The organism is Anaerotruncus rubiinfantis (assembly GCF_900078395.1).
Classification (GTDB): domain Bacteria; phylum Bacillota; class Clostridia; order Oscillospirales; family Ruminococcaceae; genus Anaerotruncus; species Anaerotruncus rubiinfantis.
This window is the reverse complement of sequence record NZ_FKLA01000009.1, coordinates 1877769-1902573: the sequence shown is the minus strand read 5'-3', so window position 1 is coordinate 1902573 and position 24805 is coordinate 1877769. Positions and strand designations below refer to the sequence as shown.

Annotated in this window: 21 protein-coding genes; all 21 read left to right on the top strand. The window is 54.5% G+C overall.

What is annotated here, in order from left to right; all coding sequences use genetic code 11:
* The first annotated feature begins 25 nt into the window (after positions 1 to 25).
* The 21 genes from BN4275_RS14615 (at position 26) to BN4275_RS14515 (ending at position 24796) form a co-directional block, all read left to right on the top strand.
* A complete protein-coding gene (locus BN4275_RS14615) occupies positions 26 to 1117 on the top strand; it encodes a TRAP transporter substrate-binding protein (protein WP_066459601.1) in 1092 nt (363 codons plus the stop codon).
* A 147-nt stretch (positions 1118 to 1264) separates the two neighbouring features.
* Positions 1265 to 1801 (top strand): TRAP transporter small permease, encoded by a 537-nt coding sequence (locus BN4275_RS14610; RefSeq protein ID WP_161940209.1) that lies wholly within the window; start codon positions 1265 to 1267, stop codon positions 1799 to 1801.
* Between the two features lie 38 nt (positions 1802 to 1839).
* Entirely contained in the window at positions 1840 to 3153 is a 1314-nt protein-coding gene (locus BN4275_RS14605; protein WP_066459598.1) for a TRAP transporter large permease, read from the top strand.
* A gap of 15 nt (positions 3154 to 3168) precedes the next feature.
* A complete protein-coding gene (locus BN4275_RS14600) occupies positions 3169 to 4050 on the top strand; it encodes an isocitrate lyase/PEP mutase family protein (RefSeq protein WP_079988299.1) in 882 nt (293 codons plus the stop codon).
* A gap of 55 nt (positions 4051 to 4105) precedes the next feature.
* Positions 4106 to 4918 (top strand): class I fructose-bisphosphate aldolase, encoded by an 813-nt coding sequence (locus BN4275_RS14595; RefSeq protein ID WP_066459596.1) that lies wholly within the window; start codon positions 4106 to 4108, stop codon positions 4916 to 4918.
* Between the two features lie 11 nt (positions 4919 to 4929).
* Complete coding sequence (gene iolC / locus BN4275_RS14590; RefSeq protein ID WP_066459594.1) at positions 4930 to 5925, top strand: 5-dehydro-2-deoxygluconokinase; 996 nt, start codon at positions 4930 to 4932, stop codon at positions 5923 to 5925.
* A gap of 518 nt (positions 5926 to 6443) precedes the next feature.
* Entirely contained in the window at positions 6444 to 8453 is a 2010-nt protein-coding gene (gene uvrB, locus BN4275_RS14585; protein WP_066459591.1) for an excinuclease ABC subunit UvrB, read from the top strand.
* 64 nt (positions 8454 to 8517) lie between these two features.
* The gene (gene uvrA, locus BN4275_RS14580; RefSeq protein ID WP_066459588.1) at positions 8518 to 11337 is read left to right on the top strand and encodes an excinuclease ABC subunit UvrA; all 2820 of its coding nucleotides are present in this window, start codon (positions 8518 to 8520) and stop codon (positions 11335 to 11337) included.
* A 108-nt stretch (positions 11338 to 11445) separates the two neighbouring features.
* On the top strand, positions 11446 to 11604 hold the full coding sequence (locus tag BN4275_RS14575) for a rubredoxin (protein ID WP_066459586.1): 159 nt from the start codon (positions 11446 to 11448) through the stop codon (positions 11602 to 11604).
* 70 nt (positions 11605 to 11674) lie between these two features.
* Complete coding sequence (locus tag BN4275_RS14570) at positions 11675 to 12880, top strand: FprA family A-type flavoprotein (protein WP_066459584.1); 1206 nt, start codon at positions 11675 to 11677, stop codon at positions 12878 to 12880.
* Positions 12881 to 13006: 126 nt separating this feature from the next.
* The gene (gene miaB, locus BN4275_RS14565; protein WP_341423470.1) at positions 13007 to 14422 is read left to right on the top strand and encodes a tRNA (N6-isopentenyl adenosine(37)-C2)-methylthiotransferase MiaB; all 1416 of its coding nucleotides are present in this window, start codon (positions 13007 to 13009) and stop codon (positions 14420 to 14422) included.
* Positions 14423 to 14455: 33 nt separating this feature from the next.
* A complete protein-coding gene (locus BN4275_RS14560) occupies positions 14456 to 14860 on the top strand; it encodes a YlbF/YmcA family competence regulator (RefSeq protein WP_066459580.1) in 405 nt (134 codons plus the stop codon).
* A 54-nt stretch (positions 14861 to 14914) separates the two neighbouring features.
* Positions 14915 to 17521, top strand: coding sequence for a DNA mismatch repair protein MutS (gene mutS / locus BN4275_RS14555; RefSeq protein ID WP_066460481.1), 2607 nt, complete (start codon positions 14915 to 14917; stop codon positions 17519 to 17521).
* A gap of 17 nt (positions 17522 to 17538) precedes the next feature.
* Positions 17539 to 19518, top strand: coding sequence for a DNA mismatch repair endonuclease MutL (gene mutL / locus BN4275_RS14550; RefSeq protein WP_066459578.1), 1980 nt, complete (start codon positions 17539 to 17541; stop codon positions 19516 to 19518).
* The gene (gene miaA / locus BN4275_RS14545; RefSeq protein WP_066459577.1) at positions 19519 to 20481 is read left to right on the top strand and encodes a tRNA (adenosine(37)-N6)-dimethylallyltransferase MiaA; all 963 of its coding nucleotides are present in this window, start codon (positions 19519 to 19521) and stop codon (positions 20479 to 20481) included.
* Between the two features lie 53 nt (positions 20482 to 20534).
* Positions 20535 to 20783, top strand: a complete 249-nt coding sequence (gene hfq / locus BN4275_RS14540; RefSeq protein WP_066459575.1) for an RNA chaperone Hfq — start codon at positions 20535 to 20537, stop codon at positions 20781 to 20783.
* 21 nt (positions 20784 to 20804) lie between these two features.
* Positions 20805 to 22046 (top strand): biotin/lipoyl attachment domain-containing protein, encoded by a 1242-nt coding sequence (locus BN4275_RS14535; protein WP_066459573.1) that lies wholly within the window; start codon positions 20805 to 20807, stop codon positions 22044 to 22046.
* Positions 22027 to 22749, top strand: coding sequence for a YggS family pyridoxal phosphate-dependent enzyme (locus BN4275_RS14530; RefSeq protein WP_066459571.1), 723 nt, complete (start codon positions 22027 to 22029; stop codon positions 22747 to 22749). Before BN4275_RS14535 ends, BN4275_RS14530 begins: the two co-directional genes overlap by 20 nt.
* Positions 22750 to 22800: 51 nt before the next feature.
* Positions 22801 to 23253, top strand: a complete 453-nt coding sequence (locus BN4275_RS14525; protein ID WP_066459569.1) for a cell division protein SepF — start codon at positions 22801 to 22803, stop codon at positions 23251 to 23253.
* A complete protein-coding gene (locus tag BN4275_RS14520) occupies positions 23253 to 24017 on the top strand; it encodes a YlmH family RNA-binding protein (RefSeq protein ID WP_066459567.1) in 765 nt (254 codons plus the stop codon). The genes BN4275_RS14525 and BN4275_RS14520 overlap by 1 nt, the downstream gene beginning before the upstream one ends.
* Positions 24018 to 24043: 26 nt before the next feature.
* Complete coding sequence (locus BN4275_RS14515) at positions 24044 to 24796, top strand: DivIVA domain-containing protein (RefSeq protein ID WP_066459565.1); 753 nt, start codon at positions 24044 to 24046, stop codon at positions 24794 to 24796.
* The last annotated feature ends 9 nt before the right edge of the window (positions 24797 to 24805 follow it).

Below are 24805 nucleotides of genomic sequence, written 5' to 3'. Positions count from 1 at the left end.
TAAAAAAGAAAAGGAGAAAAATTTGATGAACAGTAAGAAAATACTCGCGGTGTTACTTTCAATGACCATGCTGGTTGGTTCTCTGGCTGCCTGTGGAGGTTCGGAAAGCGCATCCTCCGCAGCTCCCGCCCCAGCCGCTTCGGCTGGGGACGCCGCGCCAGCACAGTCCGACCCTGCACCGGCTGATGCGGTGACCTTCACCGTTACCGCTGACGTCACAGGTGCGCGCGCGCCGTATGTCGACCGTTTTGCAGAACTGATTGCAGAAAAAACCGAAGGCCGTTATAAGGCCGACGTGATTGCGGCTGCTTCGCTGGGCAATGCGTCCGATATGGCGCAGATGCTCCAGATGGGAACGCTCGACGTGCTGATGAGTGACGATATGTCGATGGACGGCGTACTCGACGGCGCGCTCGGCTTTGCCTGGCTGCCTGGCCTGGTGAAGGACTATGAAGAGGCTGATAAATATTATAACAACGGCTGGATTGCGGACAAACTGGCTGAGATTATGGAACAGAATAACCTGATCCGTATCTCCTCCTACTGCAATGGATTCCGCCAGGTTGGAAACATCAAACGCCCGATTACTGAGATGAACGACCTCAAAGGCTTGAAAATCCGCACACCATCGGTTGAATCGATCGTCTCGTTCTACGAGAAATGCGGCGCTCTGCCGGTTATGATCGCGGGTTCCGAGGTGCTTTCCGCATTGCAGACCGGCACTGTCGACGGTCTGGATAACGCGGTGTTTAACTACGTCAACCAGGGTATCACCGACGTAATCACCCAGATCTGCACCATCAATTACTGCTATTCCGGCGGCTGTTTCATCGCGGGACCGGACTTCTGGAACAAACTGAGCGACGAGGACAAGGAAATCTTCAGGGAGTGCGCCCAGATCGCATCGGATGAATTCACAGAGTACTTCCGTGCTGAAACCGAAAACATCCAGAACAAGGGTGTTGAGGGCGGCCAGTGGGAAATTACCGAGCCTTCCGCCGAGATGCAAGCCGAGCTCGAGAAGATCTACCAGGAAATCTGGGACGAATCTTACGATAAATACGGCGCGGACATCATGGACCCCATTATCAGCGGCGAATATAAGACGCTTTCTTAAGCCTGCTGAAGCTGTTTTATCCGGTTGGGAATAAAAGTGATGCGAATGAAAAAGACCGGGGGCGGACGGATCGTCCGTCCTTGGTCTCCTTCTTTCCGCACGCCGGCCGGACACGGAAGGCAGACTGATTTGGAGGGGATAACGATTATGAAATCAAACCAGAAATTTTTTGCGGCGCTCACAGGGACAAACGACCTGATGAAACGGGCTGAAACGTTTCTGATGGCCTCCTGTACCTTGACGCTCGTGGCGGTCATCTTTATCGAGGTGGTGTGCCGATATGTGCTCTTTATATCAACCGCCTGGGCGGAGGAGCTTTCCCGTTACCTGTTTATCTGGCTGACCTATATCGGATCGGCATATGCGATTGATGAAGGCGGACATATCGAGATCGATGTCTGCAAGCAGGTGCTCGAAAAGCTTAAGAATAAAAAATTCCGGGAAAAAGCGCTGTCCGCGCTTGAGGTTGCAGCCCTGCTGACGACCTGCGCCTTTTTGATCGTCTTTGGAAAGATCTTTTGGGCATATATGATGAAAATCTGGACGACCACACAGACCTCCCCGACCATGCGCATCCCGATGGGCTACGTCTATCTGCCGGTATTCATCGGAACTGTTATGGGGATTTACCACTGCCTGTATCATCTCTACCGCCATGCACGCAAAATCCCCGCGGCCCGCTGAACCGCGACGCCCGTATCCGATAGAAATGGAGTGATTATATGTCAGCGTTGACAGCGCTTGTGCTGTTCATTGTTTCGTTTATGGTCGTCGCAATGCTGTTTAAAATGCCGGTTTCCTACGCGCTGGGTTTTTCGTCCCTGCTTGTACTGGCGTTTAGCGGCAAAAATACCGTGACCATTGCGCAGTATGCATTCTCGGGGCTCGACAGTTTCGCCCTGCTTGCGATTCCGTTTTACATTTTCGCGGGTGTTCTGATGGAATACAGCGGCATCTCCAAAATGCTGATCGACTGGATCAAATCTTTTGTAGGACGCATCCGCGGCGCGACGGGCATCATTACGATTGTGGCCTGCATGGCATTCGGCGTGCTCACCGGCTCGGCGATGGCAACCATCAGCGCGATCGGCAAGATCATGGTGCCTGAGCTCGAAAAGGATCACTATCCAGCCGCATATACCTCGGCGCTCCTGGCGGCGACCTGCTTCCTCGGCATCCTGATTCCGCCGAGTGTCCCGGGGATCATGTACGCGCTGGTTTCCGGCACGAAGATTTCCGAGGTCTGGATGGCGACCATCGGACCCGCGTTTATCTTTGCGATCGGCTATATCATCATCAACTATTTCCGTGTCGGTAAGTTTGAAGTCAAACAGGCGTCCGAAAAGACCGCAATGGGACAGAAACTCATCGATATCGGCAAAAACACCGTTTACGCCTTTCCGGCCCTGCTCATGCCGATCATCATTTACGGCTGCATCTACGGCGGCATCTGCACAGTCACCGAAGCTGGTGCGCTCAGCGCGGTTTACGGCATCGTCTATTTTGTGATGATCAAGCGGATGAAGAAAAATCAGATCCCGATTTCGCTCTGGAAATGCTGTGCGGTGGCGGGGGTGTCCACCGCCACAATCGGGCTGCTGAACGCCTTCTCAACTGTCGCAGGAAAAGCGATGACCTTGACCGGCATCTCAAACTTCCTTTCCGATGCGATTACCAGCAATATCACCTCCAAGCTCTGGTTTCTCATCATGATCAATATCCTGTTCCTCTTTATGGGAACCTTTATGGATATCAATGCCACCATCCTGATCATGACCCCGCTGCTTCTCCCGGTTGCGCAGACCTATGGCATCACACCGGTGCATTTCGGCACCATCCTGATTGTCAACATGTGCGTCGGGTTCCTGACACCTCCCTTTGCGGTTGGGATCTTTGTTTCCTCAAAAATTGCAAACGCGAGTTTTGGCGGCACAGTGCGGGAAGCCTTGCCTTTTATGGCCGTCGGTCTGGTCGCAATCATTGTGACCACAGCTTGTCCGGGCTTTGTCGACTTCTTCGTTCACCTGTTCACCTGATGGGGGGATGATTCTGTGGATATAAAAAAGAACGCGCGGCTGCGCGAACTTCTTAAAAAGCCCGGAATCCTTGCGATTCCGGGGTGCCACGATGCGCTCGGCGCGAGGTTGATCCAGCAGACGGGTTTTTCGGCCTGCTACATGGGTGGGAACGGTTCGATGGCCAGCCTGCTCGGAATGCCGGATATTGGGCTGGCGACAGCCAGTGAGATGATTGGCCGGGCGCATTTGATCGCGGAATGCATCGATTTGCCGCTCATCTGCGATTCGGATACCGGATATGGTGGGCTGAATAATGTCTGGCGCACGGTACGTGATTATGAGGCTGCCGGCGTCAGCGGCATCCATATCGAGGATCAGGTCACGCCTAAAAAATGCGGCGCCATGGACGGTGTCGAACTCATCCCCGCGGAAGAGATGTGCAAAAAGATCAAAACAGCCGTCAAAGCGCGCCGTGATCCCAATTTTGTGATTATTGCACGCACCGACAGCTACCTGCAGGTGGGGCTCGAGGAAGCCATCCGCCGCTGCAGACTCTTTGCAGAAGCGGGCGCTGATCTTTTGATGCCGACCTGTGTAGCTTCTGCGGAGGATATGCGCGCCTTTACGCAAGCGATTCCAGATACGCCGTTCTTTATTGATGTCAACGAGTTCTCCCAAGAGATGCACAATTTCAGCGACAGGGAACTCGAAACCCTGGGAGTCAAGGTGGTGGTTCACCCAATGATGTCGATACTGCATGAGGCGGCTGCGCTCGGCGCGCTTTACCGCTGCTATAAGGAGTGCGGTTCGACTGACGAATACTTGAAAAATGGCCGCTTTATGCCGCAGAGGGAATACCAGGCGCTGATCGGTTATGAATTCACCAACAACATCGAAAAGATCATCTCCGAATGATGCGGCGCGTAAAAAGATTATTTAGCGATATCATATGATAAAGGAGTAACATACTATGGCCTTTCTAGGAAAAAGCGTGCGGCTCAACCGCCTGATGCCACAGGGAGACGGACTCTATCTCGGGCTCACTGTGGACCATGCGATGGCGCGCGGCGTGCTGCCCGGGCTTGATACGATTGCAGATACCCTTGAGAAGCTCCTGGCGGGAGACCCCAATGCGATCACGATGCACAAAGGGATTGCCGAACACTGTTTTGAGCAATATGCCGGCAGAGTTCCGCTGGTGCTCAAATGCAGCACATTCTCGCCTTATCAGCCGGGCGCCGATGTGATCGTTGCGGATATAGAAGAAGCGGTGCGCATGGGCGCGGACGCTGTGTCGGTTGGCTGTATCGTTGGCGGTGACAACCAGCCCGAACAGATTCGCACGCTCAGCGAGTTCAGCAAGGCGGCAGCTTCGGCCGGTATGCCGCTGGTCACCCATATTTATCCGCGCGGCAACCTGATTGCCCAAGAGGACCGTATGGCGTGGCAGAATGTGCTCTATGCAGCCCGCGTCGCGGCAGAGCTCGGCGTGGATCTCATCAAGACCAACTATCCGGGCAGTCCGGAAGACTTTGAAAAAGTGGTGCGCGGGACGCCTACCCGGGTCCTGGTCGCGGGCGGCGCTCCGGGCGGTACGATCGACAGCTATCTGCAGATGACCCGTGACGTGATCGACGCGGGCGGAAAGGGAGTTACCTACGGGCGGTTTGTATTCCAGTATCAGAATCCGACCGCGCTGGTGAAAACCCTGCGCAAGATTGTGCATGAGGGCTATTCGGTCAGGCAGGCCAAAGAATATCTCGCAGAGCTGGAAAGCAAATAAGGAGGAACCGCATGATCCAGTTTGACAGCACAAAACCGCGCGATGTCGTTGCCTTTGGACGCGCGACGGTGGATTTATACGCAAACGGCTTTGGGCCAATTGAAGAGATCGCGACCTTCTCCAAATTTGTCGGCGGATCTCCTGCAAACACGGCGGTCGCAATGGCAAATCTCGGCCTCAGGACCGGTTATATCGGCAAGGTTTCGGACGATGGCCTCGGCCGGTTTGTCATCCGATATCTAGAAGGCAAGGGAATTGACATTTCCCACATCGCGTTCGCCGCGCCAGGTGTGCGTTCCGGACTGACAATCGGGGAATTTATCGCACCGCGTAAAAGCAACTATTATGTTTACCGCAACGACTGCGCGGATTTGCAGATCGACTGCGCGCAGCTTGACGAGAAGTACATTGCTTCCCACAAAATGATCCTGATTTCCGGCACCTCGCTTTCTCATTCTCCGGCACGTGAAGCAGTTTTCCTCGCCATGGAGTTCGCGCGCAGGAACGGTACAAAAATTGCACTCGACCTTGACTACCGTGAGGGAACCTGGGATAGTGTGCAGGAGGCGAGCATCTATTATATGATGGCCTGTGAAAAGGCCGATATGGTGCTTGGCACCCGAGAGGAATTCGATGTGATGGAATACTGTTATATGCCGGACAGCCATGACAACCGTGCTTCGGCCAACCGTCTGCTGAAAGCGGGCGTTTCGATCGTCTCGATTAAGAAAGGGAAAAAAGGTTCGGACGTTTATACGTCGGATGGACAGGTATATGAAGGAAGCACCTATCCCGCCAAAATCGAAAACACCTTTGGCGCGGGCGATTCTTATTCCGGGGCCTTCAACTATTGCATGATCCACGGGATTTCGGTTCCGGAAGCACTCAAATACGCGGCGGCTTCCTCTTCGATCACCATTTCCGGACAGAGCTGTTCGGAAGCGATGCCAAATCTCGTACAGGTCGAAGAATATATGCGCACCCATGAATATGGCGCGCAGGATTGAGAATTGAGGGGTTTTTCTTAAAATAGTCGAATCACTTGAGAAAGCGCGGCGGCAAAACTTTCGTTTTGCCGCCGCGCTTTCTCGGGCTATAGGTTGCGATCCGAAAGAAACGATATCCCTATTCTTCCAGCTCACCTATAATGAGATCTTATTCGGTACGCAACCTTATAGTATAAATCATCCTGGAAAAAATAGATACTGCTCACCAGAAGATTTGTTTTGAACACCATGTACAAGGTGAACAAATGTTCTGTATCTAAAATTGGATTATGAGGCTAGAGAATTTAAACAATTTTGCTCTATTTTCAGAATTTACATAAAAAATTCGGTGTTTTGCACAAATTTAAGGGGTTTTTGGGAGATAAATAAATTGGCTCTAAATATCCGTTTTCTGTTACAATATGCATAGTGAAGTTGCGCTTTATTTATGATATGATAAAAACGTTGAAATATCAGCGTTCAATTAAATGCAGGTAATAGATTAACGAATAGATCCGATTGTCGAGGATGAACAAATAATGTCAAATGAATTTATACTGAATGCACCCTATAAGCCGACCGGAGACCAGCCGCAGGCAATCGAAAAACTGACGCAGGGCGTGCTCGCGGGATATAAAGAGCAGGCCCTTTTGGGCGTGACCGGCTCCGGAAAGACCTTTACAATGGCAAACGTTATCGCGCGTCTCAACCGGCCCACGCTGGTGCTCGCGCATAACAAGACGCTGGCCGCGCAGCTTTGCAGCGAGTTCAAGGAGTTTTTTCCCAACAACGCTGTCGAGTATTTTGTAAGTTACTACGACTACTACCAGCCGGAAGCGTATATCGCGAACACCGATACCTACATCGAAAAGGACTCGGCCATCAACGATGAGATCGAAAAGCTGCGCCATTCGGCGACGGCGGCCCTTGGCGAACGCCGGGATGTCGTTATTGTTGCGAGCGTTTCCTGCATCTATACGCTGGGTGACCCAATCGACTATAAAAACATGGTGATCTCCCTGCGTACCGGCCAGCAGCGGGACCGGGACGAGCTTCTTAAAAAGCTCGTAGAGCTGCAGTACGAACGCAATGACATCAATTTTGTGCGCAATAAATTCCGGGTCCGTGGGGATGTTGTGGAAATATTTCCAGCCTACTGGAGCGATACGGCTATCCGTGTGGAGTTCTTTGGGGACGAGATCGACCGCATCACAGAAATCAATACGGTGACCGGAGAGGTCAAAAATATCGTGAACCACGCCGCAATTTATCCGGCCTCCCATTACATCGTTCCACGCGAAAAGATGCTGACAGCGATCGATGAGATCCGCCGCGAATGTGACGAACGGGTGTCCTGCTTTAAGAGTCAGGGTAAACTCATCGAGGCACAGCGAATTATGGAACGCACCAACTATGACATCGAAATGCTTCAGGAGGTCGGATTCTGTAAGGGCATTGAAAACTATTCCCGTGTGATTTCCGGCCGTGCGCCGGGTTCCACGCCATATACGCTGCTCGACTATTTCCCGGATGATTTTCTGCTGTTTGTAGACGAAAGCCATGTGACCCTGCCGCAGGTGCGGGGGATGTATGGAGGCGACCAGTCGCGTAAACGCAGCCTGATTGATTACGGTTTCCGGCTGCCGTCCGCGCTTGACAACAGGCCGCTCAATTTCGACGAGTTTTACCAGAAGCTCAATCAAATCATTTTCGTCAGCGCGACGCCGGGCAGCCTGGAGCGTGAAAAAAGTGCTCAGATTGTCGAGCAGGTGATCCGTCCGACTGGACTTGTCGATCCGGAGATCGAGGTGCGCCCGGTCGAAGGGCAGATCGACGACCTGCTTTCCGAAATTAACCTGCGCGCGGAAAAAGGGGAACGGGTGCTTGTCACAACGCTCACCAAGAAGATGGCGGAGGATCTCACCGCATATATGGAGAATATGGGGGTTAAAATCCGGTATATGCACCATGACATCGATACGATCGAACGCATGGAGATCATCCGTGACCTGCGTCTTGGGGAGTTCGACGTGCTGGTTGGCATCAACCTGCTGCGCGAAGGCCTCGATATCCCGGAGGTTTCGCTTGTGGCGATCCTCGATGCGGATAAGGAAGGGTTCCTGCGCAGCGAAACGTCGCTGGTGCAGACAGTCGGCCGCGCCGCCCGAAACGCCGGGGGAAAGGTTATCATGTACGCCGACTCGGTCACCGAATCGATGGAGAACGCGATTCGGGAGACCTACCGTCGCCGCGAGATTCAGATCGCCTACAATAAGGAACACGGCATCACGCCGCAGACGATCAAAAAGGATGTCCGCGACATCATCGAAATCTCTGCGAAGGAGGAGCCCTCCTCTGGGAAAAAGCGCGGCAAGAAGATGGGCCACAGGGAGCGCGAAGCGATGATTGCGAAACTGACCGCTGAGATGAAGAATGCGGCAAAAATTTTGGAATTTGAGCATGCCGCCTACCTGCGTGACAAAATCCAGAAGCTCAAAGCGGAAGATGAGAAACCGAATAGGCTGCCTTCGATGAAAGGCAGGAAATAAGTGCGCGGCAAATCCGCGCATCTCGCCGCGTAAATGCCGCGGCAGGCTGGAGGAACAAAATTAGATGGCACTTGATAAAATTGTAATTAAAGGCGCGCGGGAGCACAATTTGAAGGACGTAGATCTGGAAATCCCGCGCGACAAGCTAATTGTCTTTACAGGGCTTTCCGGCTCGGGAAAGAGCTCCCTGGCATTCGATACAATCTATGCCGACGGGCAGCGGCGGTATGTCGAAAGCCTGTCGAGCTATGCCCGGCAGTTTTTGGGACAGATGGAAAAACCGGACGTCGATTCGATCGAGGGGCTTTCGCCCGCGATTTCAATCGATCAGAAGACCACTTCCAAAAACCCGCGTTCCACGGTCGGCACCGTGACAGAAATCTACGATTATCTGCGTCTGCTTTACGCGCGCATTGGCATTCCGCACTGCCCGGTCTGCGGCCGGCCGATCGAACAGCAGACGGTCGACCAGATGGTGGACAAGGTGATGTCTCTGCCGCAGGGGACCCGTGTGCAGATCCTTGCGCCGACCGTGCGCGGCAGGAAGGGCGAACATATCAAGGAGTTTGACGCCGCGCGCCGGTCGGGTTATGTCCGCGTGCGTGTCGACGGGAATCTGTACGATCTCTCGGAGGAGATCCGGCTTGAAAAAAATAAGAAGCACACAATCGAAATCATTGTGGACCGGCTCGTGGTCAAAGAGGAGATCCGTTCCCGCTTGGCGGATTCGCTTGAAACAGCGCTTGCGCTTTCAGGTGGTCTGGCGGTCGTCGACGCAGATGGGGAAGAACTGACCTTCTCCCAGAACTACTCCTGCCCGGACCACGACATCAGCATTGAGGAACTGACCCCGCGCATGTTCTCTTTCAATGCGCCGTACGGCGCATGCGAAAAGTGTACAGGGCTCGGCACTTTCCTGAAGGTCGACCCGGACCTTGTGATCCCCAACAAACGCCTGACCATCCGGGAGGGCGCGATCCGCGCCTCCGGCTGGTACTACGCCGAAGGCGGAATCGCGCAGATGTACTACGAAGGGCTGGCGGCGCATTACGGCTTTTCGCTTGATGTGCCGGTGGGGAAGCTTTCGCAGAAGGTCATTGACATCCTGCTTTACGGCACCAACGGCGAAAAGATCCAGATGCACCGTGAAAACGGGACTACCAAAGGCACCTACTACACCGATTTTGAGGGGATTGTCAACAACCTGGAACGCCGGTTCCGGGAGACCAATTCGAGCTGGATGCGTGAAGAGATCACCAACTGGATGAACAGCGTCGAGTGTCCGGTCTGCCACGGCGCTCGGCTCAATAAGACCGTGTTGGCGGTGACGGTCGGCGGGCTTAACATCAGCGAATTCTGCAAGTTGTCGGTGACGGCCGCGCTCGAATTTCTCGATGGACTTACGCTCACCGCACGCGAGCAGATGATCTCCGAGCTGATCATCAAGGAAATCCGCGAACGGCTCGGTTTTCTGCGCAGCGTCGGGCTCGAATACCTCACGCTGGCGCGATCGGCCGGGACTCTTTCAGGCGGTGAAAGCCAGCGCATTCGGCTGGCCACCCAGATCGGCTCATCGCTGATGGGGGTGCTTTATATTCTGGATGAGCCGTCGATCGGGCTTCATCAGCGGGACAATGACAAGCTGATCGCGACGCTCAAGCGGCTGCGCGACCTTGGCAACACGCTGATCGTGGTAGAGCACGACGAGGACACGATGTACGCGGCCGATTATATCGTCGATGTCGGTCCGGGCGCGGGTGTGCACGGCGGTCAAATCGTCTGCGCGGGCACGGTGGACGAAATCAAGGCGTGCAAAGGATCGATCACCGGACAGTATCTGTCCGGTGCGAAGCATATCCCGCTGCCTGTCGAACGCCGGAAAGGGAATGGCAACTTCCTCAAAATCGTCGGCGCTGCGGAAAACAACCTCAAAGAGGTGAATGTGGACATCCCGCTTGGCGTGTTCACCTGTGTGACCGGCGTCTCCGGCTCTGGAAAGAGCTCTTTAATCAATGAAGTGCTTTATAAACGGCTGACGCGAGAACTCACCAACCCACGGGTCAAGCCCGGAAAGCATATTGACATTGAAGGGATCGAACAGGTTGACAAGGTGATCGACATCAACCAGTCTCCGATCGGACGCACGCCGCGCTCCAATCCGGCGACCTACACCGGCGTTTTCACCGACATCCGTGAGCTTTTCGCACAGACTGCCGATGCCAAGATGCGCGGGTACAAATCGAGCCGCTTTTCCTTCAACGTCAAGGGCGGGCGCTGCGAGGCCTGCGAGGGCGACGGCATCATCAAGATTGAGATGCACTTTTTGCCGGATATCTTCGTCCCGTGCGAGGTCTGCAAGGGCAAACGCTACAACCGCGAGACGCTTGAGGTGAAATACAAGGGCAAATCGATCCATGATGTGCTCGAAATGACGGTGGAGGAGGGGCTTGCGTTCTTTGCAAGCGTGCCGAAGATCGCCCGTAAGCTGCAAACCCTCTATGATGTAGGGCTCGGTTACATCAAGGTCGGTCAGCCAGCGACCACGCTGTCGGGAGGAGAGGCCCAGCGGGTCAAGCTCGCGACCGAGCTTTCACGGCGTCCGACCGGAAAGACCGTCTACATCCTGGACGAGCCGACCACCGGGCTTCATACCGCCGATGTGCACAAATTGATCGAAGTCCTGCAGACAATCGTGGATTCGGGGAATACTGTCATCACAATTGAGCATAATTTAGAGGTAATTAAAACCGCCGATTACATCATCGACCTCGGTCCGGAAGGCGGAGACAAAGGAGGTATGGTGGTTGCGACCGGCACGCCGGAGGATATTTGCAGGGTAAAAGCCTCCTATACCGGACAGTATCTCAAAAAAATGCTTAAATAGAGGAAATTTTTTCATTTAGGGTCTTTACAGTAATACACGAATATGGTATAGTTTTTGGTATGGAAACATTGCAGATGTTTTAACAATAATGTAAAGGAGATTCTGAATATGGCGAAGTATGTTTGCACTATTTGCGGTTATGTTTACGATGAAGCGGAAGGATATCCGGAAGGCGGCATCGCGCCCGGCACCAAATGGGAGGATGTCCCGGAGGATTTTGTCTGCCCGACCTGCGGCGTTGGCAAAGATCTCTTCGAACAGGAGTAATGATCATGTGGCCATCCGCCGGGATGGTCACATCTTTTATACGGATTTCTAACAGGGAGGAATTTTCATCATGGCAGCCATTAAAATTACCGACAGCATCTATTCCGTGGGCATCCTCAACCCGAATATGCGGGTGTTTGACATTGTGATGACCACCGAATACGGCACATCCTACAACTCCTATATCCTCAAGGGTTCGGAGAAAACAGTCCTCATCGAATCCTGCCACAAGACCTATTTTAAGCACTATCTCGACAATATCCGCCAGGTGGTGGACCCCGCCGAGATTGACTATATTATCCTTAACCACAACGAGCCCGACCATTCCGGTTGTTTGGCCCAGTTGCTGGACTTCACGCCGAACGCCACGCTCATTGCTTCTCAGGCCGGTTCGATCTATCTGAAAAACATTACCAACCGCGCCGATCTGAAACTCCAGGTGGCAAAAAACGGGGAGGTACTCGATATCGGCGGCAAAACGCTGCGCTTTATTTCGGCGCCGTTTCTGCATTGGCCGGATTCGATGTTCACCTGGTGCGAGGAGGAGAAAACGCTCTTTTCTTGCGATTTTCTCGGCGCGCACTACTGTGAGCCGTATACTTTTGACTATAACATGGCCTATCCAAAGAAATACCAGGCGGCTTTCCGCGGCTATTATGACGCCATCTTTGGGCCGTTTAAGCCCTATGTGCTGGCTGGGCTCGATAAGATCAAGGATTTGCCGGTCGAATACTGCTGCAACAGCCACGGCCCGGTCCTGACCAGGGACGGCTGCCTGCAGGCGGCGATGGATCTTTACCGCGCTTGGAGCCAGCCCGTTAAGAATGAGCGGCTGACCATCCCGGTCTTCTACACTTCAGCCTATGGCAACACCCGGCTGGTCGCAAAGGCGATCCAGTCCGGCATCCTGTCGGTAAAACCGGACGCAGATGTCGTGACCTATGACATCATCAAGCATGATATGGGCGAGCTGTCCGCGATCCTGAACGGATCGGATGCTTTCGCGCTCGGCAGCCCCACCATCAACGGTGACGCGGTCCCGCCCACATGGATTCTGCTGTCCCATGTGGACGCGGTCAACAACCGCAAAAAACCGGCGTTGGTATTTGGCTCTTACGGCTGGAGCGGGGAAGCGGTTCCCAACCTGACCGCCCGTCTGCAGGGGCTCAAGATGTCGGTATTCGGAGATGGGTACAAGGTCTGCTTCGTCCCCTCAGAGGAGGATCTGCGCAAAGCGGAAGAACTTGGCCGCGCTTTTGCGGAAAGCCTGAAATAATCAAAATGCAGCTTGCAAGCCGGACGGGGATTCCGTCCGGCTTTTTGCGGCCCTGCTCTTGAAAATATGGTGCTCCAATGGTATAATAAACTGATATATTGTGGTTTTGGAGGACTGATTTTGTCTGTGATAGAGAGAATCCGCCTGAGCGATGAAGCGATGCTGCGGCAGAAGGAATTTTCTTTCCGTGCCGGCGAGCTGCTCGCGAAGCGGTACGACCATCCGCCGCTCTGCTATGTGCATTCGTTCGGCTGCCAGCAGAATTCGAGCGACGGGGAAAAGATTAAAGGGATGCTTGCCGAAATTGGATATGGTTTTGCGGATTCGCCCGAAAATGCGGATCTGGTGATCTACAACACCTGCGCGATCCGCGAAAATGCGGAGGAGCGGGTTTATGGAAATGTGGGGGCCTTAAAGCCGGTGAAGAAGCGCCGGCCGGATATGCTGATCGGGCTTTGCGGCTGCATGATGCAGCAGCATCGGGTCGCGGAAAAGATCCGCCAGAGCTACCCATACGTTGACTTGGTTTTCGGTACCCATGCGCTTTACACACTGCCGGAGCTGCTCTATAACCGGTTGTCCGGCAGGGCAAGGCAATTTTCAAACGCGGATATGGACGGAGAGATCGTCGAAGGAATCCCGCTTGCCCGCGATGGTAAGATCAAGGCAAACCTGCCGATTATGTACGGATGCGACAATTTCTGCACCTATTGTATCGTGCCGTATGTGCGCGGCCGGGAGCGCAGCCGCGAACCGCGCGACGTGCTGCACGAGGCGCGGGAACTGGCGGCGGCGGGCTACCGGGAAATCACTCTGCTCGGGCAGAATGTGAACTCCTACGGCAAGGGGCTTGCCGATCCGGTCGATTTTTCCGATCTCCTGCGTGAGGTAAATGCGGTGGAGGGCGATTTCTGGGTTCGGTTCATGACCAGCCATCCGAAGGACTGCACCCAAAAACTGATCGATACGATCGCCCAGTGTCCGAAGGTCTGCAACCACATCCATCTGCCGGTGCAGAGCGGCAGCAACCGGGTTCTGGCGGCAATGAACCGCCGTTATACGGTTGAAAGCTATCTCGGGCTTGTCGATTACGCGCGTGAGCGGATCCCCGGCGTGACTTTTTCAAGCGATATCATCGTTGGATTTCCGGGAGAAACTTACGAGGACTTTCAACAGACGCTTGAACTGGTGAAGCGGGTGCGCTACACGACGCTTTTTACCTTTATCTTCTCGCCGCGTTCCGGCACCAGAGCTGCTCAAATGGAGGACCCTATCCCGGCGGCGGAGAAGTCGAGATGGTTTCAGGAATTGCTTGACTTGCAGTCGCGGATACGCGGGGAACAGCAGGAGGCCTGCGTCGGAAAAACGCTGCGGGTACTTGTGGAAGGTCCCGGAAGAACCGGAGAAGGCTACCTTTCCGGACGGACGGTATCGAACGACATTGTCGAATTTACCGGACCCGAAGAGGCGGTTGGAAATTTTGCCGATGTAAAGATTGCGCGTGCGTTAAACTGGGCGCTCTTCGGCAAAATAGAATTGTGATCAAAACCAAGAAAATAAAAGGAGAAACAAAAAATGGACGTTATTGCAATCGCACGGGAACTGGGAAAGGCCATCCAGCAGGATGAAAACTATCTGCGCATGATGACCGCGCAGCAGCAGAATGATGAGGATGCCGCATTGCAGCAGCTCATCGGAGAATTCAACCTCAAACGCATCGCGCTCAACAACGAGATCAATAAGGCCGACAAAGATCAGGAAGCGATCAACAAGGTGAATGATGAGATCAAGGAGATCTACGGCAAAATCATGACGAATGAGAACATGCTTGCCTACAACGAAGCGAAAGCCGGGCTTGACAGCATGGTGGACTTCGTGCTCCAGATCCTGCGCGGCAGCGTGAATGGGCAGGACCCTGACCTGATCGAACAGCAGGCGAGCTGCGGCGGGAGCTGCGATTCCTGTTCCGGCTGCCATTAAAAGAAAGACAGATAACAAAAATCATCCCGGAGGTCGCCGCAGATGCAAGTTGACATGACAAAGCTCTCTCCAATGATGCAGCAATATTTTGCCGTCAAGGAAAAACACAAGGATCACATCCTGTTTTTCCGCCTGGGCGACTTTTACGAGATGTTCTTTGACGATGCGATCGTCGCGTCAAAAGAACTGGAACTGACCCTGACCGGGCGCGACTGCGGGCAGGAGGAGCGCGCGCCGATGTGCGGCGTGCCATACCATGCCTGCGACGCGTATATCAACCGGCTGATCAAAAAAGGGTTCAAGGTGGCCATCTGTGAGCAGATGGAAAACCCTGCCGAGGCAAAGGGCGTGGTCAAGCGGGAGGTCATCCGTGTGGTCACGCCCGGCACCCTCATCGAACAGAATATGCTTTCGGAGGATGCGAATAACTATATTGCCTGCGTGATGTTCACGGAGGCGGGCTTCGGCCTTGCCTGTGCTGACATCTCGACCGGGCAGCTGTTTGTCTCCCAGTTCGCGGCCGACGCCGAAGGCGAGCTCATCAACGAGCTGGGAAGGTATTCCCCCAGCGAGATCATCTTTAACGACGGCATCCTTGATAAAGACGCTCTCACCGGTTTTATTAAAAATAAGCTGCACTGTGTGGCCGATCTGCTGGACGCAGACCGCTTTGCCACCGGGAATGCGCGCGGGCTGATCGAAAAACATTTCTCAAAGAGCCCGGAGGAGCTCGGGATTGAAGGCAAGGCGCTTGCGGTTTCGGTGCTCGGCGCGCTGCTTTCCTATCTGTATGAGACCCAGCAGAAGGGTCTTGAGCGAATCACCAGCGTGAGCTATGTCAACGCGGAACAGTATATGGTGCTCGGGCTCACCGCGCGGCGCAACCTCGAGCTTACCCAGACGATGCGTTCCGGTGAAAAGAAAGGGACGCTGCTCTGGGTACTCGACAAGACAAAGACCGCGATGGGAAAGCGCCTGCTGCGCAGTTTCCTCGAAAAGCCGCTCGTGAACCCAGCGGTGATCAACAAGAGGCTCAACGCGGTGGAGGAACTCTATAACGACACGATGCTGCGCTGCGACCTTATCGAATCGCTCGCGGGCGTTTACGACCTTGAACGGCTGATGACCCGCATAATCTACGGCAATGCCTCCCCGCGGGAGTTCAAATCGCTTGAATGTACCTGCCGGGTACTGCCTCCGATCAAAGCGCGGTTGGAAGATTGCAAAAGCGCTTATCTGTCCGATATTTACCGCCAGACCGACCCGCTCGCCGACCTGTGCGGGCTTATCTCCCGTGCAATTGTGGACGAGCCGCCGGTGGCGCTCAAGGATGGCGGCGTGATCAAGGAGGGCTTCGACGAGGAGCTTGACGGCCTGCGGACGCTGGTGCACAACACCAAGCAGATCCTTGTTGGGATCGAGACGCAGGAAAAGGAAAAGACTGGCATCAAAAATTTGAAAATTGGCTATAACCGTATATTCGGATATTACATAGAAGTGACCAAGTCGAATCTTGGCTTGGTTCCGGACACCTATATCCGCAAGCAGACGCTTGCAAACTGTGAACGCTACATCACCCAGGAGCTCAAGGACCTGGAGGACAAAATCCTCTCGGCGGGCGAGCGGATCACGTTATTGGAGGCAAAGCTCTTTGAGTCGGTGCGCCAGCAGGTTTCCTCCGAACTGCACCGGGTGCAGGCGACCGCTTCGGCACTCGCGCATCTCGACGTATATTGTTCGCTCGCGGCGGTCGCGGTTGCAAACGGCTACTGCCGCCCGGAGGTCAATTTTTCGGACGAAATCAGCATCAAAGACGGGCGGCACCCGGTGGTGGAGCTTCTGATGAACGGGGCTCCATTTGTGGCCAACGATACGGCGCTGAATAATTCCGACAAGCTGATCGCAATTATCACCGGCCCCAATATGGCCGGAAAATCGACCTATATGCGTCAGACGGCGCTTATTGTGCTGATGGCGCAGATCGGTTCGTTTGTGCCTGCCGCGTCGGCTTCGGTCGGCGTGGTTGATGGGATTTTCACCCGCGTGGGCGCTTCGGACGACCTCGCATCCGGACAGTCAACCTTCATGGTCGAGATGACCGAAGTCGCGGAGATCATGCGTGAAGCGACCGACAAGAGCCTGCTCATCCTCGATGAGATTGGACGCGGCACTTCTACCTTCGACGGCATGAGCATTGCACGCGCGGTGCTTGAATATATCGCAAATAAACGTTATGTCGGCGCAAAGACCCTCTTTGCGACCCATTACCACGAACTGACCGCGCTCGAGGACGAGCTGCCAAGCGTCAAAAATTACAATATCGCCTGCAAAAAGCGCGGGGACGACATCACTTTCCTGCGCCGGATCGTGCCGGGCGGCGCGGACGACAGCTATGGCATCGAGGTCAGTAAGCTCGCGGGCGTGCCCGACTGGATCATCAAGCGCGCCCGGCAGGTGCTCGGCAAGCTTGAGGAAGGCGAAGAAGTGAAACCTGCCGGAAAGAAGAAAGCGCACGCCGAAGCGCCGGGCGATCAGATGTCCTTCACAGCGGTGATTCCTTCCGAAGTGGAGGAAAAGCTCAAACAGATCGACGTCAACACCCTCACGCCGATTGAGGCGCTCAATAAACTGTACGAGCTGAAAACACTGCTTAAAGATTGACGAATGGAGGTGGGCGCATGGCAAGGATTAATGTACTTGATAAGCAGATCGCCGAACTGATCGCGGCGGGTGAGGTGGTCGAACGGCCGGCGTCCATCGTGAAGGAGCTCGTGGAAAACTCAATCGATGCGGGCGCTACCGCCGTGACGGTCGAAATCCAGGCGGGCGGGGTGCGGTATATCCGTGTCACCGACAATGGATCCGGCATTTTGCGGGAGGACGTAGCAAACGCCTTTCTGCGGCACGCGACCAGCAAGGTGCGCGTGCAGGAGGATCTTTCGAATATCCTGACGATGGGATTTCGCGGTGAGGCGCTTGCTTCGATCGCAGCGATGTGCCGGGTCGATCTCTTGACCCGCACGCCGGATGACGTGGCCGGGACCCATTACGCGATCGCGGGCGGAGAGGAGCTTGTCTGCGAGGATGCGGGCTGTCCTGCCGGCACCACAATCACGGTGCGGGATGTCTTTTATAACACCCCGGCACGTATGAAGTTTCTCAAAAAGGACGTGTCGGAGGGGAACTCTGTGGCGGCTGCCGTTGAAAAAGCCGCGCTCGGCAATCCTGGCGTGGCTTTTAAGTTTATCCGCGACGGCGCGGTGAAGCTGCAGACGCCGGGGGATGGCCAGACCCTTTCCTCGATCCGCTGCGTCCTTGGTCGGGAATTCGCAGAGAACGCGATCCCGGTGGACTATCAGCATGGGAATATCCGGCTCGCCGGCTACATCTGCAAGCCTCTGGCGGCCCGCGGAAGCCGTTCGATGCAGAATTTTTTCATCAACCACCGTTTTATCCGTTCAAAAACATGTATGGCGGCGCTGGAAGAGTCCTACAAAAATGCGCTGATGGTTGGGAAATTCCCGTCCTGTGTCCTGGACCTCACCGTCCCGCCGCAGGTGGTCGACGTGAATGTCCATCCGGCCAAGATCGAGGTGCGCTTCGCGGATGAGAAGAGCATTTTCGACCTGGTCTATTACGGCTGCAAAACGGCGCTCGGACAAAGTCGCCTGCAGCCCGAAATCAAGGCGAAATCGGAACCGTTCAATCCATTTGCGCTCCACACTGAACCAGCCGCGCCGCAGCAGCAGCGGCTGAGCGTGAATGAATACAAGATGCTGCTCGAAAAGCAGATGTACAGGGAGGAGCCAAAGCGACCGTCGCTTGACCATGTTTTTTCCGCGGTCCCGGCACAGCCGGTCCGGACGCCTTCCTGGAAGCTTGACGTCGAGACCCCGCCTGAACCGAAACTTCAGCAGCAGGCGCCAGCCAGTTTTTTGACCGTGGAGTCGCCGGAGCCGCCGAATACCCCATACACCAGCAGAAACGCGGACGATCCGCCGATTCGGCTCACCTATGAGCCGGTGCCAAAAGCGGCGCAGGAACCGTCCGTCTCCCAGGGGATATCTGCGAAAACCGCGGATATATTCGCGGACGCATTGCTCGTTGGGGAATTGTTCGATACCTATCTTGTTCTGCAGTCCGGGGACGAAATGATCCTCGTCGACAAACACGCGGCACATGAACGGCTGATCTTCAATAAGCTTCTGCGTGAAGGAGTCGGGGCGGACAAGCAGATTTTACTCACACCGGTCTCGGTGCGGCTTTCCCCGGAGGAATACGCGGCGGTGCTCGACCATCTGGAGCTTTTCGCAAAAGCAGGGCTTTCGGTCGAGGATTTTGGAGATTCATTCGTTGTGGTGCGGGAAGTGGCTCCGATTCTGGCTGATGCGGACCTTGCCGGAATTGTGGAGGAGTTTGCACAAAAGCTGCTGCATTACAGCAGCCGGCTTCTGCCCCAGTATTTGGAGGAATTCTATCACACGGTTGCCTGCCGCGCGGCCATCAAGGCACATGACAAAACCCCTGTGCCTTCGCTCGAGCAGCTTATCACGCTGCTCATTGAGGATGGAGACGCACAGCATTGCCCACATGGACGGCCGGTGGCAATCCGTATGCGGAGGCAGGAGATTGAAAAAAAATTTGGCAGGCTGGGATAGATGATGCAGGAAAAGAAAAGAATCCCACTCATCGCGGTGGTTGGGCCAACTGCTTCTGGAAAAACCGCGCTTGCGGTCGCGCTGGCAAAAGCATTTGACGGCGAAGTGATATCGGCCGATTCAATGCAGATTTACCGGCGTATGGAAATTGCAACCGCAAAGCCGACGCGGGAGGAGATGCAGGGTATCCCGCACCATCTGATTGATTTTGCCGAACCGGACAATACCGCTTTTTCCGTCGCGGATTACACAAAGCTTGCACATGATGCGATCGCAGAGGTATCCGCGCGAGGTAAGCTCCCGGTTCTCGCGGGCGGCACCGGGCTTTATGTGAATGCGGTGATCGACAACCTCGATCTCACCGAGATCGAAAACGACCCAGCGCTCCGGCGGACGCTTCATGCGCAGGCGGCCGAACGCGGAAACGAAGCGATGCTTGAAGAGCTGCGCCGGGTGGACCCCGCGCTCGCGGAAAAGCTGCACCCCAACAATCTGGGCAGAATCCTGCGCGCATTGGAGGTTTACCGGCTCACGGGCATCCCGATGAGCGAACACCAACGGCGTTCAAGGCTTGCGCCGGCCCGCTATCTGCCGTGCGTGATCGGCATCACATTTGAGGATCGCAGCCGGCTCTATGAGCGTATTAACCGCCGGGTAGACGGAATGCTTGCGGCAGGGCTCGTGGAAGAAGCGCGCGAAATCAGCCGCATCTATGGAGGGACTGCCATGCAGGCGATCGGTTACAAAGAGCTGCAGCCGTATCTCGACGGGGAGGAAACGCTCGAGAATTGTGTCGGGAATCTCAAACAGGCAACAAGAAGATATGCCAAACGCCAGCTTTCATGGTTCCGGCGGGATGAAAGGGTTCACTGGCTTTTGGCCGACCATTTTGATTCTGCCGGAGAGCTTGCAAGGGAAGCAGAAAACGTAGTTCACAAGAGCGGGATAATATGCTATAATTAACTAGTTATACAGCTCTTATCAGTGAGGCTGGTTTTCCAGCCAGGAGGCAAAACATGAAACAGCTCAATTTACAGGATGTCTTTCTGAATCAGGCGAGGCGTGAGAAGATCACTGTCACCATCTATCTGACCAACGGGTTCCAGTTCAAGGGCGTGGTGAAAGGGTTTGATTCCTTTACAGTCATTTTGGACTGCGAAGGCAGACAGAATCTCGTATATAAACATGCAATTTCGACCATCATCCCTTCAAAGCCGATCAGCATCCTGGAATCCGCTGAGAACGATAAGGAAAATACGGACTGACCGATCGGAGTATTTCTTATTATGAAAAATACCTTTACGCAGCGGATTGTGCTCGGTACGCTTGCGCTATTTCTGCTGGGCTATGTCGGGCTGCAAATTTACCGGTACACAAATTCGCAATATAAGACGGAGACTGCGAACCCATATACCGTGGCGGAAAGCACCAAGCTGACCGGTATCGCGCTGCGCCGCGAGATCCTTCTCGACGACTTTATTACCGGCGGGGTAGCCACCTATGTAACCAGCGACGGGAGCAAGGTTTCTCCTGGCACCACGCTCGCGGAGATCTATGACAGCGAGGAGGACATCGCAAATATCCGCACCCTGCGGGAACTTGAGAACCAGCGTCAGCTGCTCGAAAAGGCGCAGGACCCGGGCACCACCTCATTTGCACATACTGACGTGCTCAACAAGCAGATCTTCAGCGAGCTTGGTGGGATCATCGACGCGGTCAACCGGGAATCGCTCCTGGAGCTCAAGACAATGTCGGACAAGCTGCTGGTGCTGATGAACACCAAGCAGATCGCCACCGGAAAACAGACTGATTTTAACGGTGCGATTGAGCAGCTCAAAGCCGAGGAGGAATACTACCGCGGAAAAATCGAAGCGGAGCCGGATGTGATCAAAGCGCCGCAGCCGGGTTACTTCATCCGTACGATCGACGGGTTGGAGGACAAGGTGGATATGGACGCCCTTGATGAACTGACCCCGGAGGAGCTCGTCAAGCTTATCAATTCCAATAAGATTTCCGCTTCCAAACGCGTCGGAAAACTGATGACCAGCCATCTCTGGTATTTCGCGGCGGTTGTCACATCGGACGAGGCCAGCCGCTACCGCGAAGGTGCGACGGTAACCCTTGACTTCAACATCAGTGGTCAGAAGCCGGTTCCCGCGACCGTAAAATATGTCAACACGAAACGCGACGAACCGGACGCGGTTGTGATATTTGAAACCGACTACATCAGTGAAGCGCTGGTGAACCTGCGGGTGACGCAGGTGGAGGTACGGTTCAAATCGATCACCGGGCTTCGGGTGAGCGATTCGGCCATCCGTTTTAACGGTACCCAGAAAGGGGTCTATATCGTCTTGGGCGAAAAACTGGTTTTTCGCCCGATCACGGTCATTTACGAGGATGTGGGATTCGTCCTATGCCGGGAAAACGACCCGGAATATATGAGCGGTACAGTTTATACCGGCCTGCAGCAGTTCGATGAAGTTGTGATAGGAGGCACCCAGTTATACAATGACAAACGGCTTAAATGACGGATCGGTGAAGGCTTCGGTCCAGTGTATTACGGAGAGTATAGAACGTGCCTGTGCCCAGTGCGGCAGGAATCCCGCGGATGTGCGGCTCATGGCCGTCACCAAGACGGTCCCGGCCGAACGGGTCAATGAAGCGATCGCCGCGGGCGTAAGGCTGCTGGGGGAAAACCGTGCGCAGGAACTGCTCGCGAAGTATGACAGCTACCGCAAGGACGGCGTGGAAATCCACTTTATTGGGCATCTGCAAACCAATAAAGTCCGCCAGATCATCGATAAAGTCACAATGATTCAATCGCTCGACAGCTTTGCGCTTGCACAGGAAATCGAACGCCAGTGTGAAAAACACGATAAAACGATGGATTGCCTGGTGGAAGTAAATATTGGAAGCGAATTGACAAAATCCGGGGTGGAAGCGGATAAGCTGGAGGACTTTTTGGGGTCGATCACCGGCTTTTCACGCCTGCGCGTCCGCGGGATTATGTCGATTCCGCCAGTGGATGACAGCGAGCTGGAAAAGGAACGGCATTTTTCCAGTTTGTATAAACTATTTGTTGACATTGGGGACAAAAAAATAGATAATATCAATATGGATTTTTTGTCGATGGGCATGTCGGACGATTACACGCTTGCGGTCAAGCACGGCTCCAACCTCGTGCGGATCGGCAGCGCGATGTTCGGCCGCAGGATCTATCCGCAACCGTAAATTTTATTGCTGCACTGCGTTCGCAATAAAAATAGTGAGAGGGATGTTTTTATGGGAATCATGGACAAATTCAAGAATTTCATCGGAATTCCTGAGGATGAATATTACGAGGATGATGTGGATTTCATCTCGAATGAAACGCCTCGTGCGGAAGCTCCGGCCGAAGATTCTCCGGTGCATACCGAAAGTGGGAAACGCGGCAATAAGGTGGTCAACATCCATGCCACGACCCAGCTTCAGGTGGTGCTTGTGAAGCCGGAACGCTTCGATGATGCCTCCACCGTGGCCGACCATCTCAATGATAAGCGCACGGTCGTTCTGAATCTTGAATCGACCAATAAAGACGTCTCCCGCAGGCTGATCGACTTTCTGTCCGGCGTGGCCTATGCCAACAATGGCCAGATTAAACGCGTTGCAAACAGCACCTATATCATTACGCCGTACAATGTCGATATTATGGGCGATCTGCTTGACGAACTGGAAAGCAACGGCGTGTTCTTCTGATGATCCCGGGAATGGAGGAGAAACAGGATCGGGCGTTTGCGGCCCATGTCCGTGATCTCTTTACAATCGCGCAGGAAAAACACATCACGCGTTTTTCAGCTTTCCTTGATCTGCATCAGGCTTTGCTGGCCCGGCGGCTTGCCGCGTCAGCGGGTTATGATAATTATGTTTTCTTTGCGGGGCATCCCGACGGAGAGCGGGTGATGCTCGGCGTTTTCGCGCCTTTTGAAGAACCCGCCGATTGGGCGTTCCCGATTGAACCGCTGACTGTGTCCTTCCGCGAGGAGGACGCGCTTGGGCACCGGGATTTTCTCGGTTCACTGACCGGCCTGCAGATCGGGCGGGAGGCGGTGGGGGACATCCTGGTGGAGCAGGGCCGCGCCGTCCTGTTCGTAAGCGACAAGATCGCCCCGCTCATTCAATCTGAGCTTACAAAGGTCGGCAGGTGCGGCGTGCGGGTCACGCGGGGCTATACGGAGCCGTTGCCTGTGCTGCACCGCTACGAGGACCGGGTGGCCAACGTGCCGTCTTTGCGGCTCGACTGCCTGGTTGCCTCCGTCACAAAGCTTTCCCGCGAAAAATCCGCGCAGATGATCCGCGCGCAGCTTGTGAGCGTCAACGGCGCCGTGAAAACCGAGACATCCTGGAACCTTGACGAAGGGGATGTGCTGAGCATCCGCGGGTATGGGAAATTCCTTTTTGCGCAGGTCGCGCATACGACAAAAAAGGGCAGACTTCAGATTTTATGCAAAAAATATGTGTAAAAATCCGATAAGGGGGATGTTTCATTGTGCTGAATCCGAGCGATATTGCCGGCAAAAAATTTGACAAAGGAATGGGCCGCGGCTACAAGGCGGAAGAGGTCGACGCCTACCTCAATCAGGTGGCGGATGAGATGAATGATCTGATCGCGCAGAACCGCGATCTGGAACATAAAATGATGGTGCTTGCGGACAAGTTGGAGGAATATAAGCAGGATGAAGAAAGCCTGCGCTCCGCGCTCATCGGCGCGCAGAAGCTGGGGGACAGCGTCGTGCGCGAGGCAAAAGCAAAGGCGGCGTCGATTGTCGAGGATGCTAAGGTTCAGGCCGGCATGCTCGTCGAAAATGCGAAGCACGCCATCGAAAAGGAGCAGAACGCCTATATCCGCCTGCAGCGCGAGGTGGCAACCTTTAAAAGCAAGTTGCAGCTGCTTTATAAACAGCATCTCGAGCTGATCAGTTCGATTCCGGTGGATCAGGATTTCCTGGAAGCCGCGAGCGCGTCTTCACCGGCTCCGGAGCCGCAGCCCGTTTATGAGTCTTCCGAGGCTTCGGAAGACTACGATGACCAACAGCTTCCAGCGGAAGACTACGCCGATGACCTGCCACCGGTGGAGGAGCAGCTGGAATATACCGAGCAGAAGCTTGAATATACCACGGAAGACCGTTATGAGCCCGAACCGCAGCCTGAGCGCCCAGCCAAGCGGGAATCCCGTTTCGGACCGCTCAAGTTCGGCAAGGAGTTTGATATCCGTCGTGACGACGATAAACGCAAAAAATAAGCTTTGACA

Excerpts from the sequence above, each read along its gene's own strand:
- uvrB (WP_066459591.1), top strand. The coding sequence starts at position 6,444 with ATGTCAAATGAATTTATACTGAATGCACCCTATAAGCCGACCGGAGAC.
- miaA (WP_066459577.1), top strand. The coding sequence starts at position 19,519 with ATGATGCAGGAAAAGAAAAGAATCCCACTCATCGCGGTGGTTGGGCCA.
- mutL (WP_066459578.1), top strand. The coding sequence starts at position 17,539 with ATGGCAAGGATTAATGTACTTGATAAGCAGATCGCCGAACTGATCGCG.
- BN4275_RS14530 (WP_066459571.1), top strand. The coding sequence starts at position 22,027 with ATGACAAACGGCTTAAATGACGGATCGGTGAAGGCTTCGGTCCAGTGT.
- BN4275_RS14575 (WP_066459586.1), top strand. The coding sequence starts at position 11,446 with ATGGCGAAGTATGTTTGCACTATTTGCGGTTATGTTTACGATGAAGCG.
- iolC (WP_066459594.1), top strand. The coding sequence starts at position 4,930 with ATGATCCAGTTTGACAGCACAAAACCGCGCGATGTCGTTGCCTTTGGA.
- BN4275_RS14535 (WP_066459573.1), top strand. The coding sequence starts at position 20,805 with ATGAAAAATACCTTTACGCAGCGGATTGTGCTCGGTACGCTTGCGCTA.
- BN4275_RS14520 (WP_066459567.1), top strand. The coding sequence starts at position 23,253 with ATGATCCCGGGAATGGAGGAGAAACAGGATCGGGCGTTTGCGGCCCAT.
- BN4275_RS14560 (WP_066459580.1), top strand. The coding sequence starts at position 14,456 with ATGGACGTTATTGCAATCGCACGGGAACTGGGAAAGGCCATCCAGCAG.
- BN4275_RS14595 (WP_066459596.1), top strand. The coding sequence starts at position 4,106 with ATGGCCTTTCTAGGAAAAAGCGTGCGGCTCAACCGCCTGATGCCACAG.
- BN4275_RS14605 (WP_066459598.1), top strand. The coding sequence starts at position 1,840 with ATGTCAGCGTTGACAGCGCTTGTGCTGTTCATTGTTTCGTTTATGGTC.
- BN4275_RS14570 (WP_066459584.1), top strand. The coding sequence starts at position 11,675 with ATGGCAGCCATTAAAATTACCGACAGCATCTATTCCGTGGGCATCCTC.
- BN4275_RS14615 (WP_066459601.1), top strand. The coding sequence starts at position 26 with ATGAACAGTAAGAAAATACTCGCGGTGTTACTTTCAATGACCATGCTG.
- hfq (WP_066459575.1), top strand. The coding sequence starts at position 20,535 with ATGAAACAGCTCAATTTACAGGATGTCTTTCTGAATCAGGCGAGGCGT.
- BN4275_RS14610 (WP_161940209.1), top strand. The coding sequence starts at position 1,265 with ATGAAATCAAACCAGAAATTTTTTGCGGCGCTCACAGGGACAAACGAC.
- mutS (WP_066460481.1), top strand. The coding sequence starts at position 14,915 with ATGACAAAGCTCTCTCCAATGATGCAGCAATATTTTGCCGTCAAGGAA.
- uvrA (WP_066459588.1), top strand. The coding sequence starts at position 8,518 with ATGGCACTTGATAAAATTGTAATTAAAGGCGCGCGGGAGCACAATTTG.
- BN4275_RS14525 (WP_066459569.1), top strand. The coding sequence starts at position 22,801 with ATGGGAATCATGGACAAATTCAAGAATTTCATCGGAATTCCTGAGGAT.